Here is a 17,083-nt window from a genome sequence, read left to right as displayed (position 1 = left end):
GGGAATGATGGTCATGAGGGTAGCGATTTTAGCACCCGTCAGGTTACTGGGTGATGGATTGGCCCGTTGCCTCGATGGAACATCTGCTATCAGAATCATTGGGGTTGTCAGAACGCTAGAAGAACTGCACGAATTGGTTTCGTCCAGTTTGATAGATGTCGCGTTGATCGACATGACCCAGCCGATTGACCTCGACGCTGTGCGCCTACTTGCCATCTCTGGGTCCAACGTCGTCCTGATTGCAATGGGCCTAAAAGAGCAACGTCAGGACATTATTCGCTGTGGCCGCGCTGGTTTCGTGGGCTATGTGTCGCGGGATTCTACTGTCGAGGAGCTTGCAAAGACCATGCTCGACGCAGTGGCTGGTCGGCTCGCCTGTCCGGAAGAGATTTCCGGTGCGCTGCTTCGCGCACTGTTCCGTCAGACCTCTGATCCGGCGCCCGACGGCGCGCCGCTGACCAAACGCGAGAGCGACGTGCTGCAACTGATTGGTCACGGCATGACCAACAAGGAGATCGCGCGCGAGCTCGGCCTCAGCGTCGCCACAGTCAAGCACCATGTCCACAATGTGCTCGAAAAACTCAGCCTTCCTAGGCGGTCACATGCCATGCGCAAGGTACGTGAAAAGCCATGGTTATTGGGCTAAAATTGGAGGTTCTTCAAATTATCAGACGGTAAAGTCGATAAGATAGGAAGCTAGCTCGCCTTGGGCTCCTCTCGTCACCCATGTTCTGTACATTCCATCACCTCGGCCAGATTGGAACATTATGATATTCGGGCTCTCAGGTGAAAACTTGTGGGAAATGGCGTCGGAGATCTTTCTAAATTCTCCACCTGCATAGCTAGAGAAATATCTATCCAGTCGGTCGACATAATAATTCTTCTGCGGATTCTTCGCGTAATAGGATGCTAGGAAATCCGAAAAATCGTACCGGGCAGTTTCGTCCATAAAAGCGGCCAGCCCCGACTCTACGGCAAATCCAGCCTCACCGCCTTCCGCAGGACAAGGCGCGACAGACTTGGGCTCGACATCGGGGTCGATGACGAGTTCGGCGACGGAGATACGGGAATTCGCTCCGCTGCCCGAGCGGAAAAGCCGGACCGGATACGAGCCCGGTTTGCAGGTGGACGATAAGGCCTTGGCGGCGCCGGTAAAAAACGGATCGCACGCGACGACACGCCCGGTCGGCACGTTCAACATGGCAACCTCTCGCCAGCGGCGCACCATCCTCCTTATTTCGGCTAGAGCATCGATATCCATCGTTCAGCCGCTATTTGACTGGTGGCAGGTAGTTCTTACCAATTCGCGCCCCTCTAGCCCGGTTGATCGGGGCGGGTTCCAATTCATAATTGTTTGGATCGTTCATGAACTTCTCGATTGTGTCCGAGTCCGACCACGCAAATCGGCCGACGGCGTTCCACCACCTTACCGCATCGATGATGTGGCCCATATCGCAATCGCTGAGTTTCCATGACGTGGCGGTAATGCCTTCCTCCTGCCTGAAAACAACGAGCCTGTCTCCTACGATCTTTTTTTGCGCGATCATGCGCTCCTTGACCTGTTGGCCCACCTTCGTATGGGCGCTCGGCGTTTTGCCGAGGTAGAATTCCCGCAGGTCGCCTTCATATTTTTCATACGTCTTGCCTCTGCCGGATGCCAGGAGTGCGGTCGACGAGAAGCGGCCGGAGCGGGGCCGGGAAACGATGAAACTGACTAATGGGCCGTGAGGCGAGGGCTTATAGCCGGTGACTACGGCCTTCGCGTCGCTTTCGAAGATCTTGATTGGGGTGCCGGCTGCCAGTTCGGACACGTCCGGAGGATAGACGAGCGCAACCAGCGGCGCGAGCGCATCAGCCAGCTTGTCGAACAGGTCATTGAGCGCATCAACTTCCTCGGGAAGGCGCGGATTGTCGGGTTTCTCAAGCTCGGCCCGCTTCGCATTCACCTTGCCGAGCAGGCCGTCGGCGGCGGCATAATTCTTGCCAATTTCCGGCTGCTGCGGGTCCAGCTTCGACCGGACGATCCGGAGAAAATCGACGAGCGCTCTCGGCGTGCTTGCGATTGTGACAACCGCAGCAGCACCTTTGCCCTTGAAATAAATTTCGTGTTTGGCGCCGTCCTCGCCCGTGAAGTCCTTGCGGGCGTCCCACCAGTTTCGGATGGCCGCGACCGCCTTCTTCCCCAGCCCGATCAGCGCGTTTATCGCCGCCTTGAGCTTATCGATCAGCCATAGGATCGCCTTGTCGACGTTGGCGCGCAGCTTGTCGATGGCTTTGCCGAGTTCGCGGCCGACGTCGCCGAGGCCGACCTGGTCAGCGAGGAAGCCAATCACCACCGGCATCGCGCGCTTCATCAGGCCAGCGAAGACGCCGCCCACCTTGTCGACCGCACCGGCCACGAGGTCGAGCACGTTGTCCAGAGCCTGATTGGCCATGTCGAGAATCTGCCGCATCCATTTCTTGGCGGTCAGCATCGCAGCGTAGAGGCTTTGAGCTGCAGTCAATACGGCGCCGAAGCCGGCCGTGCCAGCGATCTTGACCAGTTCCTCGGTGACCTTCGCGGCAACCTTCTTGATGATCCATTCGGCCCCGCTTTCGAGCAGGGACAGCGCGAAGTTCCCGGCCTGCTTCAACATGCCGGCGGCGTTCTCCTTCGGCGTCTTCGTGACGTCGATCGACTTGTCGACCCAGTCGAGCACGCGCTTCACTTGGCCCATCACCATGCGGAATTTCTTAACCACGGCCGGGTTGGTCTTCTTTTCGAGGAGTTCGTAGATGTGCTCTTCATTGATGCCGAGCACGCTCAGAATGAACTCGAACACTTGGCCGGCGTCGGTCCAGCTCGACGGCATGACGATGTTCTTGTCCTTGATCTCGCCGAGCAGCCAGCCCTGAAGCCCGGTCTTGATATTCTCGAACTTGTCGTCCCAGATGATCTTGAAAGCCTGTCCAAGCGCCTTCAGCGTGGATTTGATGAATACCAGCGGCTTCTTGATCACCGCATCCCAAGCCGACAGCGCCTTGGCGAAGACGGTGGCAATCAGTTCCGGTGGAAGGTTGAAGACGCGCAGCACGAACAGGAAGGCCGCGCGGATCGCGCCCATAAGGTCGTGGTTCTTGAAGACCAGCTTGACCAGCCGCCCGACCTCGTCCTTCGTCTTCTTCCAAGCGTCCTCGTCCTTCACCAGTTCGTCGAACAGTTCGATCTGGCGCAGGATGATCGGCCCAAGGAAATCGACGATCGGGTCGCGGATGCATTGCGGCACGGCGTTCCAGATCGCCTCGCCCAACAGCACCGGGAGGCTCCAGATGTCGAGCACGACGTCAGCGACCCGGCCTAGGAAATTCATGACCCGGCGCAGGAAGGCGACCAGATTGTCGAAACCGTTGGTCAGCCACACCCGCAGGTCGGCCAGCCGCGCGGTGATCGAAAGTGCCATCGCCTGCGCCTGGCCCGCCAGCCATTGCGTTAGGCTTATGATTACGGAGATTGCTGTGTTGCCCACCATCGCCGCGGCCTTGGCGAGACTGGCGGCGAAGCTGGCCAGCGAGGCGCTGATGGAGTTCGCGATACTGGTCACCAACGCGGTGACCCGGTCAAGCGCGGAAATCAGTGGCGGGATCAGCGTCTTCTCCACGAAGACGCGCGCCGTCGCCATGATGGTGCCTTTCCCCCAGTTGGCGGCGATCCAGGCGATGCCCTTGCCGACCTCCACCGCCGCCGCGCCCACCGCCAGGATCGGCCCGGCCGGCGACACCGCGACTAGCACCGCGCCGACCGCAATGCCGATGGCCTTCAATTGCTCGGTATAGGGCTGCAGGCGGACCTTGATCGCGTCCCACGCAGCTGTCAGCTTCACTTCAGCCCATTGCAATATGCCGTTCTGCCCTTCGGGAGAGTCGCCAAGGCCGAGGATGTCCTTCAAGAAGCCCCACATCTTGATGTAGGGTTCGCGTAGGCCTTCCGTCTTGTCCCACAGCCACTTCGCCGCCCGCTGCACCAGGTCGGCAATCTCCTTGATCTGACGCCACTGCTCGGCGGCATATTCCTTGATCCAGTCGACGATGGGCGCGCCGATCTTTTTCCACGCTGCTTCCAGGAAATCCTTGATGGCCTTGATGATGGGCTGGACGAATTCGACCACCGGCGTGATCAGCTTCATCAGCATCTGTTCGATCTTGGTCGCGGCGGCGCGGATCGGCGTGCAGTCGTTCTGGGCGATCTGCCCCGCCGCTTGCTTGATCGTATCGACGACCGGCCCCATCATTGCGCCGACCTGCTCGCCGATGCCGGCAATGCCGTTCAGCGGCTGGCGCAACTGGTCGAACAGCCCGTCGACCGCCTTCAAGGCGAAGGAAGCCAGCGCCTGCATCATGCCGCCAGAGCCGATCATCGTTTCCAGCCCGGGCGCGACTGCTCTCAGCGCTGCGCGCACCACCGCCTCGAGGCCACCCTGTTCGGCGATCCAGTCGGTCACGCTGTCCAGCACGTTCGCGGCGTCGTCGATCAGGTCCCTCTGGACCTCGCGCTTCGCGCCGCCTCCCTGCTGAACCGTATGGGTCAGTTCATGGGCGATCAGTTCCTTGCCATCCCGTCGGCTGGGCGCGAACTGCCCCCGCCCGAAAAAGATGTGGTTGCCGACCGTGAAGGCCCGCGCGTCGAGCTGCCGGCTGAGATGTGCCGCCTTGTCGTCGGTATGGATGCGCACCGAGCCGAAATCGGCCCCGAAGCGCGGCTCCATGAAGGCGCGCACGCCGATTGGTAGTGCTGTGCCGCTGCTCATGCTGCGCGCGATGCTGGCCATCACGCGGGAGGGTACGGGCGACCCGCCGCCTGCGCCCTTCGCGGCCGGCGCGCGCTGCACCACCGAGGTCGCCACGCCGCCCGAGACGGGCGCAGGTTCCGCCATGCGCATCACATTGGCGGCGACCGACACCGCCTCGCGCTCGGCCGGATCGCCGGGCGACGAGACGTGCAGCCCGCTGGCCACCGGCGGCTTGCGCCCTATGGCGTCGCGCTGGGCGAGCGCCACCATCGCCTTGTGCCCGATGCGGCTTTGCAGCGCGCTGCGCGACACGGCCGCGGGCCCAGGACCAATGGCCGCCGCGCGCGCCGGTGCGTCGATAACTGGCCGGCGTTCCGGCATCGGCGACTGACGTTCGGCTATGCGGGCGGCGGACATCTCAGGCCGAAATCACGCTTCGGGCTCCACATGTTCCACTTCCGGCGTGGGCTGTGGCGCATCCGTCGGCCTGTTTCCCGGAATGCTCATCTTGTCGCGCAGATCGGGAAACTGCCCAATCAGCATGGGCCGGATGCGGCGCACCGGCGAATAATCAGGAGTGAACTTAACGTCGCCGAAGTCTCTTTCCCTGTCGATCTTGAACTTGCCGATCACCACGCAGTTGCAACCACAGCCGCAGTCGCATTTTCCGAGCATATGATCGAGATAACAGTCCTTCAATCCGGATTGGGCGCGCATCTCGTACCGCATACGGTCAGCCTGCTCCTGCGCAGCGTCCGCTGTGGTCTCTTCCTCCGGCGGGCAGCACCTCTTGTTTCCTTGCGGTCCTTTCGGCCGGTCTGGCTTGGCGTCGTCGCAATGGCAGGCATCGTCCGGGCGCTCGCCATAGAGTTTAATCTCGAAGCCCTGCTTGTAGCGCGTCATCGCCCGGTCGTCGGCACCGTCATAGGCGCAGGACAGCTCGCGTGGGCGGCAGCTCTTTTCATTGTAGCATGCGACCACCCAGACATCTTTCGGCGGCACGTCGCAATCGAGTTCATACTCTAGCACCTGAGGCGACGGCACTTCGATCGGGTTGCCCATGCAGTCCAGCGCCAACCCCTTCTGCACTGTCACCTTCAGCGTTCTGCCCTTGCAGATCGGCATCGCCTCGACTTCGAGGCCGCAGATGACGCCGCAGCCAAACAGCGCGTTGAACAGCATCTGCGTGAGCCGCCGCGTATAGCTCACGCCGCTGGTAAGGTCCTCGTCCTCAAGAAGCAAGCCAGGGCTGTAGAGCGGCCGCTCGAGCATTCCGGAACTGAACCCGGTTTCGGCGAGTAGTTTGACCATGTTCATCGCAATGTCCTCGAAATGATGTCTGAAACCGCGCCTATTGCGCCTTGACTCTGAAGCACGAGAAATGTGTGCCGCCCGGCGTCCCGTTTCCCGACGGCACCAGGGCGATTCCTCGCGCATTGCCGTCGACCGGCACGCCGGCGCAGTCCTCGATCAAGTCGCAGCGAATTTCGATCTCGACGACAAACCCGCCGCCCTTCAGTGCGGAGTACTTCGCCTTTACCTCCTCGACGGTGAAAGTGCTCTCGATGCCAACATGGAAACTGCGCGCGCCGTCGCCGTCCACATTGTCTGCAATCAATTCGGAAATCGGCAGCCGCAGCATTTCCAGCCAGTTGCTCCGGTCCGCCTTCAAGACAGCAATGGCGACAACATCTGGGCGCTTCAGCGACTCCAGCTTGACCGGCCGCGAAAAATCCACGCGAAAATTGGTCCGATGCGTTGGATCGCCATTGACGGGTGGGTTCAACAGGTTGATGAACTGATCAAGATCGGTCTCCGGGCCCAGCCGCCCCCAACTGATGTCCTTGATGCGCGTCAGGTCGCAGCCGCAGATCAGGTCGTAGAGGCTGTCATTGGACTTGACTAGGCGCTTGGGCGAGCTGTCGTCGACCCAATCGACCTGGATCGGGCTGCATTTGTCGACATCTTCCACGATGTCGACGCAGGCGATGTCGACGCCTTCCAGCGCGATCGAAAGGCCGCTTTCCTTGAACAAGCACAGCTCACGCGTCTGGGGCACGCCGCGCTCATGCACCCAGTCGACAAGCCGGGCATGCGGGCGAAGCATGGAACAGGTATCCGTCCCGCAATCCACGCTGGAAGGACAATCGTCCTCACCGCAGGCGCAACCCTCTCCATGGCATTCTTCGCCTTGCCGCCGCAGCGTGAACACGACGGTCTCGCACAGATGCGTGCGGTCGGGCTCACCGCATTCACACCAGTCGGCGACGGCAGTGCCAGCGAGACGTTCGGCATAGTGGACAGCCAGCACATGGTGGCCCTGTCCAAGGTCTTCGAGCTTGCGGATGCGATGAACGCCGTTGGACCGTACTAGGGCGAAGGTGTTGCCGGCGTGGAGCACGGTATCCTGCTCCAGGACGATCTCACGCCCGACGATATCCAGCGCAAAGCCGGCCCGAACCGTCAGGTCGCGCGGTTCGGCCTTTCGCGCCGCGGAGTCCTTCTTCTCCGATTGCGGCACGCCATCCTCCTTCGCCGGGTGTGGCACACCTTCTTGCTTCTCTAGTTGGGCCGGCTGCTGCGGATTTACCTCCTCCGGTTTCTCTCGCTGTGGGTCCGTCGGTCCGTCTGACGTGGCAAAACCATCCTGCTTCGGATGAGGCACGGAGAATCCGTAGACGACACCATGGCCGAGCACCGCCGCATTGACCAGCCGTCGCCGGCCGATGCCGTACCGCTGCTCCAGTCCGAAATCGCCGGCGAGCATCCGCTTGCGGGGGAAGAAGCGGTTGCGCAAGCCAGCGCTACAATCCGCCATCGTGTCCGTCTTGTTCGTCATGCCATTCCTCCTTCGGAGCCGCGCTAGCGCAGCCGCAAACCCATCTCCAATCCATCGTCCATCCCACTGTGCGGGCCGCCGCCCAACACCATCCTGCCGAGCCGAGCGTTTCCGCCGACCTCGCCCGGGCCGTTGCCGTCAAGGATCATCAAGGCGTCGGTATCCTCGGCTGTACGCGGCGGTGTGGCAGTCCACGCGATGCGATGCCGCACGCCGGCCGGCAGATATTGCGACAGCACGCTGTCGGCATAAGGCCGGTTCCGCGCGATTGTCGCCGCGCTTGCCTCGACCTTGATCAGCACGGTGGGAACCAATATGTCGGTCGGGCCCGGCCGGGCCTTGCGGCATGCGAGGCGTGCGCGGCCGAGCACTGCCTTGCCGCCCAGGCTCGCCGTCGCCGGCGGCAGCCCGGCCAACAGCCCGTTGACCGGCGAGCCGGCCTGCCCGCGTCCGCCCAGCCGGATCGCGCTCCGCTCTGCCATAACGTCCAGAAGCTCGACGTGGCCGCCCTCGCCAGCCAGGCAAGCCAGCAATTGGGCCAAGCCGCGCCGCGACCCGCGCCAGGCCAGAAGCACGCCAGCTGAGCCGAGGATCTGCCGCTTCGACCATTCCTCCAAGCCGCTGTGCCAAGGCAGCTTTAGCCAGCTTCCAAGGTAATCCAGCATTTCGGTGGGCGCGGTGCGCGCATCAAGCCGGCTGCCGATCGAGGCAATGGAGCGGTCGATCTGCTGCGTCGTGGTTTCGATGACGCCGACAATCCGGCGCAGGAGCCGCTCGGGATCGTTCTCCGGATCGCTGTAGATCGCTGGCAGATAGGCCATCAGCGAACGCTCCGGATAGAGCACCCGCAATTCCCGCAGGGTGGGCGGCTGGACCTCCGGCGGAACCGTCACCTTTAGCCGCAGGGCAAGCCAGCCATCCGATGTGTCGAACAGCGGCACGGCCAGGGGCGGCATCATAGGGTCGTTCGGCGACAGCGGCGAAGGGACAGTGCGGCCCGGCAGCACGATCGCGCGCGCACTGGCTTGGCCCGTGTCCAGCAGGGACCATACGCGCTCCAGTCGGTCGCTTTGCGACAGCGACGTGTCGCCCTCAATGGCCCTGATCTCGGCTGCGATGCGCGGGTCATTGGTGGAGGCGAAGGACGCCGAGATCGACGCGCTCTTGGGCAAGTCCATGTCGATCTCGGCGTGCAGCCAGCCCCGGCCCTGCTCCCCGACCGGCGACTGGAGCAGCGGAGTTTGGATAACCGATATGGCCTCGGAAGCGCCTCCGCCCTCATCGAGGCGGCAAAGGCCGTCCGGAGTGGCTAGCCACAGGGAATTCGCACCCACGGCAAGATCGTCGACGCGAAGCGGCTTCGTCTTTTTCTCGACGGCGAGTTCAGGCTTCAGTGGCCCGTCGACGATCTCGGCAAGACCGTCCAGGCGGAAGAGAACGGAGCCACTTGTGGGGTCGAGCCCGGCGCCGGCCAGTGCCAACCGCCGGCGCGCGTCACCCGCAATCCGCTCGGCGCGCCAGCAGCCGCACCAATTGCCAAGCCATTGCGAGCGCACCACCTTGGCGTCGGCAGCGGCCAGCAGGGTGAGCCGCTGGTCCGCGATCGAGAGCAGCGCCACTAGGCTGTCTGTCACGGCGATTTGGTCCGCGTCCTGGAATTCGCATGGCAGGTCGATCGTCCGACTAATGCAGGCGTCGCAATCCATATGCACGAGCAGCGCCTTGCCGCGGGTACGCGCCAGCAGCCAGACGCCGCCCTTTGCGTCGGCAGCGATGTCGAGGATCGCAACCGCCACCTCGCCCACACCGAGCCAGCGCGAGATGGCGGCGCTGGTGACACAGCGATCCAGCTGAAGTGTCGGTCGGTCGAAGCGCGCGACCGAGCCAGCGTCGAACGCCCAGAGCCAGTCGCGGGCCAGTTGCAGCCGCGGCGTGCCGGCAATCAATCCATCCACCTCAGCGGATGGGCCGGGCTGGCCGAAATCATCCAGTCGCCGCAACTGATTGCCGCCGCGCCAGAAGGGCTGACCGAGCCGGTCCGCCGCCACGGCGTCGGCGGCGCCATCCGCGACGAGCTGCGCCTGCGGGTTGAGGCGGGCGGCCACGCCGAGCTTGCCGTCGCCGAGCGAATCGAAGCCCGTGGCGAGGCAGCGTTCCCAATGGGCTGCCGAAGCGAAGCGATAGGCGTTGGCGGAGGTCATAGCCAGCCTCCACCGCGCTGCCGCTCGACGACGATGTCGCCGGGCACATTCTCCCAGCGCGGCAATTCGATCGCGCCAAGCGCCAGATCGCCTTTGGCCGGAACGCCGTCTCCCAGCAATTGCAGGTCCGCCACCCGAACGACATTCTTGATCCCGCGCAACCAGCCCTTGACCGTCAGGGCCGCGACATCGCGCCCGAACGGCCACACGGAATGCGTCTGCGGCGCGGGCGCCATGAATTTCGAACGAAGCAGCTTCGCCACGGCCTCGTCTACCTTCTCTGCCGTGGCCGTCTCGGCGACGGTGAGCCGGGCCCGGATGCGCAGGCCAATAGAACGCGGCGCGATGAGGCGGAGGTGTTCGCCGAGCGGCAGGCCGGGCGCCAGTTCCGAACGAATGGCCGCAAGCCATGTCGGAGTTTCGGCGACTGTATCGGTCTCGGCAGCCTCCGCCACCACCAGCAGGCTGCGCAGGCCGCGCGGCGTGCAAGGCAGTGGCGGCAGTTCATGGGCGCGCGCGACGTTCAGCCAATCGAGGGCAAGCGCCGCCGCTTCGAGATCGCCGGATGTGACATGGACCTTGCGCTGGCTCAGGCTCGAACGCGCCGCTGCCTGCAATCCGTCAATGTCGATGCCGTCGCTGGCGCCAGAAAACGGCTCGGCATTGACGCCGAACGTGCCGGCGACACCGCGCACCGACCATTCCATGCCCCGAGCGATGTTGCCGGCCACGCCCGTGCACACTTCGTAGTCGACCGTCAGAGCAGCGTCGGCCGGCGGCGCCAAGCCGTTTATGCCATTGCCGAACAGGATCCGGTTGCGCTGCGTATCGAGCACGTAATGCCGGTCCGCCGGCCCGCTGTCGTCGAGCTTTGGCCGCGCCTCCCAGCCTATCCCGCTGGCCGCGCCTTCGGCACTCGTCACCGTCAATGGGCGGTCCGTCATGCGGCCGGTCCGGCTGAACCGCATGTTCTGTCCGGGCAGGCCCGTACCCTGCTGTAGGTCCGTTACCGCTTCGGCCTGCTCAACCGCCAGCACATTCGCGGCAAGCCGCACTAGGCGCGGCGGCCAATGCAGGCCCGACGCGCGTGGACGGAGTATCAGCTGGAACCATGATTCGCTCCGGTCCTGTTCGTCCGGCGAGATGTCTATCGCGATGATGCCGCTTTGCCGCAGCCCCACTGTCGTATCCGCAAGCAGGCTGAGCGGGCGTTCCCCGCTGGCGTCCCGCATGGCGATGGCGAACCGACTTGGCGCTTGCCCGACCTCGCCTCCAACCTCGCCTTGATGGACCTGGAATCCTAGCGTGATCGCGCCTTTTCCGCCCGGCTCGATGGCCACGCCGGTAAAGTGAAGGACCAGCCGGTCCCCAGTGCTGGGGCGTTCTCCAAAGGGCAGGAACGTCGCCCCATCGGCGCGGTTGACCTGCGTGTAATCGGCGGTTCTCCCATCAGCGGAAATCGCCTTCACGCTTTCGAGTGCCGCGCCGGTCAGGTATTGGTCGCGCATTAGCCGGAAGGCCGGCGTCTCCGTCATGCGTGCCATCACGGGCGTGCCGCCGGCCAGCGACTGGCCGAATATCGTGCCCTGCTGGATCCCTTTGTCCCAGGCCGAGAGCGGCCAGACCAGGCCGGCTGCTGGTCGCGGGCCGGCCATTTCGATGCCGAGCATGCGGGCATAGGCGATGCGCTCGTCCCGCCGCAACCGTGACAGGGAGTAGATCTGCGCCTCGGCGGTCCAGGCCATCAGCTCGGCTAGCATGATGCCCGGATCGTGGATGTTGTGGTCGGTCCAGTCCGGCTCGAGTGCCGGGATCATCGCCCGCGCCCTTTCCACCAGCGCCGGGAAGTCGATCGTGGCGAGGTCGAGCCGCAGATCCATCACTCAGCCCCCGGCTCAGCCGCCGCGCAGTGCACGGAGATCGATTGCGGCATCACGGTCGCCAAATCCAACCAGCGCGGCGTGGCGCCTTCCTGCCTGCGCACCGAAATGCAGTCGATTTCAAGAACGCGCGCGATTCGGACGACGACTGCCGCGACATCATCTTCGCGGGGCATTACGCCAAGCGGCCAGCCGAGCCCGTCAACGCCGCCCGTTGCGGGGTCCAGCAGCTTGCGGACGGCGTCCTTCACCGCATCGATGGCTGCGCTCGCCTGCCCCAGTTCCTCGACCGTCACCGCGATACTGACGTCGAGCAGGACGGGCTGCGGCTTCACCACGGCAATCGCCTGCGCACCTGCAAATGTGGGGGAAGAGATGGAGCGGAGCCGATTCTCCAATTCGCGTCGCACGGCATGGGACGGCAATGGTTCCGTGCCGCGCATGGCGACGGCCACCTCGATGCCCTTGCTGGTCTGCATCGCTTTAGCCTGGGCGATGTCGGCCGAGAATTGCCTCGCATGCTGGACGAAATCGCCGAGCGTCACGGCGCGTTCGCGCAACGCGATATTCGCCGAAGCAAAGCGCAGCGTCGTTGCCTGGTCCTGCGCGTCGCTGCCACCGGCAGCCGCTTGCGGCGTCACCACGGCCTCGACGCCCCGCAAAGGGCTGATCAGGTTGAGCGGGCTCCACTCGCCTATCGCGTTGGCCGCCTCGCCGCCGCCGCTAAGATAGCTGGCGGCCACGATATTGTCAGTGCCGATCGGCGGGATCGCGCCCTGCCGCCCGTCGCCGAAGGTCAGCGTACCAGTTGTCCGGTCGAAATCGAAGATGCGCGAGGAGTTGCCGGCGACGGCGAGGTCGCCGGAGTTCCAGCGCACCCAGGCCCCCTTAACGCCGCCGATACTATCCTCGACCTCGACGCCCTGATCGCGCAGGTCATTGCGGTCGTCATCTCCAATCGGTTCGCGCACGAAGAGCATGAGTGTGTCCTTCAGCACCGGCCCGTGCGCTAGCCGATGGACCTGCCCCTGCGAGCCGTCGGAGAAACCCACGATCTCGTTGCTGCGGGTCACGCGGTCATACGCCCACGCGCCGTTGAGATAGACGCCTCGGATGACCGGCTGCCATTTGCCGGCTTGGGCATCGACGGGCGGGCGCAGCCGCAGCCAGTGCAGGGCCTTGCCGAACAGTCCCGCCTGCGGCGTTTCTTCCTCGCAGACGAACGACACGATTCCCGTTTCGCTGAGAGACTGGGTCTCGTCCTTGATCGGCAGCGTCTTGAACACCTGGCCAACCAGCGCCTCCACCCGCATGGGCTGTTGGCCGGCCTTCTCTGTCTCATCGACGATAAAGAGCAGCGATAGCGCGCCGTGCAGTGGCTGGTCGAAACCCAAATAGATCGCCAGCGCATCCATGCCGCCGGCCTCGTCGCCCGGCTTCCGCTTTGACTCAGCAATGGCAGCCTCGTCCTTGCACCCGCAGCCGCAATCCTGCAGCGCCGTTTCGGGCGAGGCTTGCCTGTCGCGGCGCAACGCATCCTTAATCGGCGTGAACACGGCAAGCCGCGCGTTGGGTGTAAGGTTGGCGGCCGTCTGGTCGACGAATGCGCCATTGTCCAGCGTCATCACCACGTCTGGCGCCTTGGGGCAGCAGAGCTGATAACCGACCGTCAGCTCGCTGACAAAGGGAGCCTGGATCGCCGAGGTGTCGCGCAGGATGGTCGGTTCGCCCGCTGGGGCGAACGCCCCCAGCAGGGGTCTCAGGGCGGGAGGCTGTTCGGCTGCCGGAGCCGGCCGCGTCTCAATTATCGCCTGGCCATAGTCGCCGCCTACGAGGCGCGCGCGTATCCAGTGGCCGTTTTGGCCAACGACATCGGTTGGAGCCATATCTTCGGGGATGCAGAACTTCACGTGTCCTTCTCTGACCAGATAGGCCGTCCCATCCTCGACGCCTGGAATTTGCCACCAGCCGCGGCCGTTCCAATACTCCCATGAGAGTTCCGGATTGCGCATTGCCTGCGTAGGAATGAAGGTGCTGAACGGCCCTTGGAGCGAAATCACCGAGGCCTCTGACTCTCCCAATGGGGGCTGGTCCCAGACCTCATTCAGGATGAGCCGCCAGCCTCCGCTTTCCTTCGACTGCGGCATTATCAGGGTCTGCCGCACTGGTTGGCCGCCCACGGTGAACTGCACGATGAACTGCTGGTACGGCGTTGTCTCGAATACGCCACTGTCGCTCACCATTACCGTCGGCCGCAGGAGAAACTCTGCCCGATCAACCCACGCGGTCGAATAGCGGACTGTGGCCTGGTTGACCTCGATGTCGAGCGTGGCAATTCCGCCCTCTACGCCAGCGACTGTCGCGTATCGCACCGCGATCCCTTGCCCGAGCCGCAGAATGCTGCCGGCCCGAGTCGATGTGTCTTCCGCATCCAGTTCGAATTCCTTGCGGTTGAGCCGCTCGCCCTTGCCTTTATATTTGCCCGTCGGCGGATCGGTGAAGACCAGGATATCCAGTGTCTTCACGTCCTTTGGCAGGGTGAATCCGGACTTCAGCGCGAATTCATACCCTTTGCCTGGGAGCCTTGCCGATACACCGAGATAGAGTGTCTCGTCATATCGCAGGACGATGTCCTTACCTTCCGGCAATGCCCCCTGCGCAAGCGCGAAATTGGCGACGTTCCATATCGTTACCTTCGCCAGCACTGTCGGCAGTCGGGTAAAAGTCACCGTTCCGCTCAAACCTGGTAGCAGGAGCCAATCCCTGAGACGCAAAGGCGCCTGTTCAATGGAGATATCCGGCTCGGGATCGCGCAGGTGGAGCGAGCCACCGGAGAATGGTTCCCAGGTGCCCCGCTGGGGTTTCCCACCGCCTGTTCCGATCGCGAAGAGAATTTCAAGCGCTCCCGCATTTCCCTGTCCGAACGCAAATGACTGACCGATCACCGGCTTGGGCAACGCCTCGCTTTTCACAGGCTCGTCACCGATCCTGACCGCCACCAGCCTATATTCGATCACTTCACCTGCCTTCTCCTGGATCGGATAACAGACCAGCCTGTCCTCCTGCTCATCCAGCAGCGCCGAGAGATATGGCGGGGACTCCGAGGAAATCTCCAGCCCCTCGATGGTTTTCCAGTCTTCAGTGGGCGATGCCTGCCAGACAACGGAACCGTCCTCGCATAAGGCGACAAGACCGTCATTCTCGCGCCATTGCCCCAATTCCGCGCCTGCCCTTTGGAAAGCCGTCAGCCGAACGACATTTCTGCCGTCGGGCATTGAATGCGGCGACCATGCCCCCTCTTTCCTTCCGATCCTTCTGAAGAATATCCGGCCGCCGCAAAGCGCGTAGAGGATGAGATCCTCCTCCGCCCCGGTAACGATCAACGTTTCGGAGATAACCGGTCCCGGGACGGGCGTGCCGAGGCTTCGCGTCTCATGCACAGCAGGTTTTGCCCCAACCAGTTCGACAGGCCAAACCCAGACGCCCGTCCCATCGGTCGCGCTCAAGTATAAAAGTCCATCACTTTCAACACCTAAGCCGACCCTCTGGTCCGTCCGCAATTTGCTGATGGCTGCACCCAGCTTCGGTGGCTGATGCAGTCCGTAGAAGGGTATCTGAATTGCGCCGCTCAAATTTGCGGCCCACATGAAGCTCAGCCGACCATCATAGGTGATGCTGCCCACTATAGCGGTGTCGCCCTCACCATCGACTAGCGCGGTCAGCGGACCGCCAAATCCGTTGCCGATCGCAAAATTGAGCTGCACGTAGGCGTTCGGCTTCGAGAAGGCTTCGGGCCAGTTCAGATAGAAGGCGTCGAACAGCCGAGGCTCCCGGCCGAGTGGATAGAAGGCGCGCGGCAGCGTGATTGGCGCGGTGTTCGCCACCGCTTTGAGCCCGTCATTGATCGCGACCGCAGGCCCGTCCTCGGTGCAGTTGATCGACAGCTTCAAGCCCGCTGCTTTCTGCGACTCCGGCGGCTTGCCCTCTGGGGGCACGGCGAGCAGCCAGCGCATTTTTACGCCGTTGATCTCACGCTTCTCGATCTCGCCCTCGCCCTTGCCCAGCACGATCCCTTCCGAGCTGCTGGCCTGCAAGGGAAACCTTTTCCAATTCGGCTCCTGACCTTCCGCCGTCTTGGCGGCGTAGAACCAGATCGCCTCGGCCGGCAGGTCGCCCGTCAGCTTGATCTTCGCTGCAGTCTCGACATCAAGCAGCGCGTCCGCACCGATATAGAATTTATGCTCCTGCCGATTCTCCTGCTTGCCGTCAAAAGGCGAGAAACCGGTGACGCGCTCGAATATCTGTCCGGCAGCCAACGCAACCTTAAGCTCGCTCGATAGCTTGACCAGCCCACCATTCGCTTCGGCCACGTTGTACTTGTTGTGCTGCGGATCCATCAGCACCATGCCACCAACCAGACCCTCCGGCGGATCGAGCTGGACGTAACGCTCGCCCTGGGCAACCGCTGCCAGCAGCCGCCATTCCCTTGGTCCCGGCTCTGGTTTTTCAAGCATGGCCAATCCCGGAAACGGACCGTAGAACCTGTCATGCTCCGGCTCCGCCGCGAGCACTGCCTGGAGCCGGCTCGCGAAGATGCGCACAGGCGCATCGGTTTCAAGAACGACCGGTATGCCTGCGGCATCGGCTTGGAGGAGGATGGGACTGGTTGAGATCACCGGGGCAGCGCGCTCGGACATACTGAACACCACCGGCAGGCGCGCGGAGGTTCCCGGCCGCCCACGTTGCCCAAGCCAATGGAGCATGCCCCGGAAGCTCTTTTCCGGCACACGGTTCAGTCTCTGCGTCACCTCGGCACTCAGGCTTGCCGTTATGTCTAGGATGGCCATCAGCGTATCGTGACCATCCGGGTCAGGCCGCCAGTTGGGGAACCAAGCGCGCGCACGCTCCAGCAGTTCTGTGCGCAGGTTGCGGCGGCCTCTCCTGTCGAAGCTGGGAGTGTCGCTGTTCATCCGCGCCCCCGTTCACGTGTGTTGCCGCCCTCGCGGAAATAGAACGGATAGACCAGATTGCCCGTTTGGTTGGTCTGGCGCACTCTGTATTCGACTTCGACCAGCAGCATGCCGTTCGCCGCTTCGAACGGATCGGCGCGCACGCCGATCAGCTCGACACGTGGTTCGTATTTCACGATGGATTCCCGCACTTCCGCCTCGACACGGGTCAGCATCGCCACGTCGACCACGTCGAACACCAGCGTATGGATGCCGCAGCCGAAATCCGGCCGCATGACGCGCTCGCCGCGTGCCGTCCCGAGGATGATACGGATCGCCTCGCGAATGTCGTTCTCGTAGCGCGACAGGACCGGCGTGCCGGTGGCCGCGTCCGCTCGGATTGGGAACGCCCAGCCTATGCCCTGCCAATCCTTGCGCTCGTTCATCG

Annotated in this window: 9 protein-coding genes; 1 reads left to right on the top strand and 8 read right to left on the bottom strand. The window is 63.2% G+C overall.

Going from position 1 to position 17,083, the window contains the following annotated elements; translation table 11 throughout:
- The first annotated feature begins 172 nt into the window (after positions 1-172).
- On the top strand, positions 173-646 hold the full coding sequence (locus JAO75_RS17515; RefSeq protein ID WP_246742583.1) for a LuxR C-terminal-related transcriptional regulator: 474 nt from the start codon (positions 173-175) through the stop codon (positions 644-646).
- Between the two features lie 21 nt (positions 647-667).
- On the opposite strand, the gene JAO75_RS17510 is transcribed toward JAO75_RS17515, so the two are convergent.
- The 8 genes from JAO75_RS17510 to JAO75_RS17475 are packed head-to-tail and all read right to left on the bottom strand — an operon-like array spanning position 668 to position 17,081.
- Positions 668-1,261: a DUF4241 domain-containing protein gene (locus JAO75_RS17510; protein WP_199050430.1), complete on the bottom strand. Its 594-nt coding sequence runs from the start codon at positions 1,259-1,261 to the stop codon at positions 668-670.
- 10 nt (positions 1,262-1,271) lie between these two features.
- Positions 1,272-5,183 carry an eCIS core domain-containing protein gene (locus tag JAO75_RS17505; protein WP_199050429.1) on the bottom strand — a complete coding sequence of 1,304 codons (3,912 nt, stop codon included), beginning with the start codon at positions 5,181-5,183 and terminating at the stop codon, positions 1,272-1,274.
- A gap of 12 nt (positions 5,184-5,195) precedes the next feature.
- Positions 5,196-6,083 carry a hypothetical protein gene (locus JAO75_RS17500; protein WP_199050428.1) on the bottom strand — a complete coding sequence of 296 codons (888 nt, stop codon included), beginning with the start codon at positions 6,081-6,083 and terminating at the stop codon, positions 5,196-5,198.
- A 34-nt stretch (positions 6,084-6,117) separates the two neighbouring features.
- A complete protein-coding gene (locus JAO75_RS17495; protein ID WP_199050427.1) occupies positions 6,118-7,605 on the bottom strand; it encodes a hypothetical protein in 1,488 nt (495 codons plus the stop codon).
- Positions 7,606-7,628: 23 nt separating this feature from the next.
- Positions 7,629-9,806 (bottom strand): phage tail protein, encoded by a 2,178-nt coding sequence (locus JAO75_RS17490; RefSeq protein WP_199050426.1) that lies wholly within the window; start codon positions 9,804-9,806, stop codon positions 7,629-7,631.
- Positions 9,803-11,686, bottom strand: coding sequence for a baseplate J/gp47 family protein (locus JAO75_RS17485; protein WP_199050425.1), 1,884 nt, complete (start codon positions 11,684-11,686; stop codon positions 9,803-9,805). The genes JAO75_RS17490 and JAO75_RS17485 overlap by 4 nt, the downstream gene beginning before the upstream one ends.
- Positions 11,686-16,656 (bottom strand): baseplate J/gp47 family protein, encoded by a 4,971-nt coding sequence (locus JAO75_RS17480; protein WP_199050424.1) that lies wholly within the window; start codon positions 16,654-16,656, stop codon positions 11,686-11,688. The genes JAO75_RS17485 and JAO75_RS17480 overlap by 1 nt, the downstream gene beginning before the upstream one ends.
- Complete coding sequence (locus JAO75_RS17475; RefSeq protein ID WP_199050423.1) at positions 16,653-17,081, bottom strand: GPW/gp25 family protein; 429 nt, start codon at positions 17,079-17,081, stop codon at positions 16,653-16,655. The genes JAO75_RS17480 and JAO75_RS17475 overlap by 4 nt, the downstream gene beginning before the upstream one ends.
- Positions 17,082-17,083 lie beyond the last annotated feature (2 nt).

It is taken from the genome of Microvirga splendida (genome assembly GCF_016427565.1).
In the GTDB taxonomy this organism is placed as follows: domain Bacteria; phylum Pseudomonadota; class Alphaproteobacteria; order Rhizobiales; family Beijerinckiaceae; genus Microvirga; species Microvirga splendida.
The sequence above is the reverse complement of the archived record's forward strand: the minus strand, read 5'-3'. Positions and strand labels throughout refer to the sequence as shown.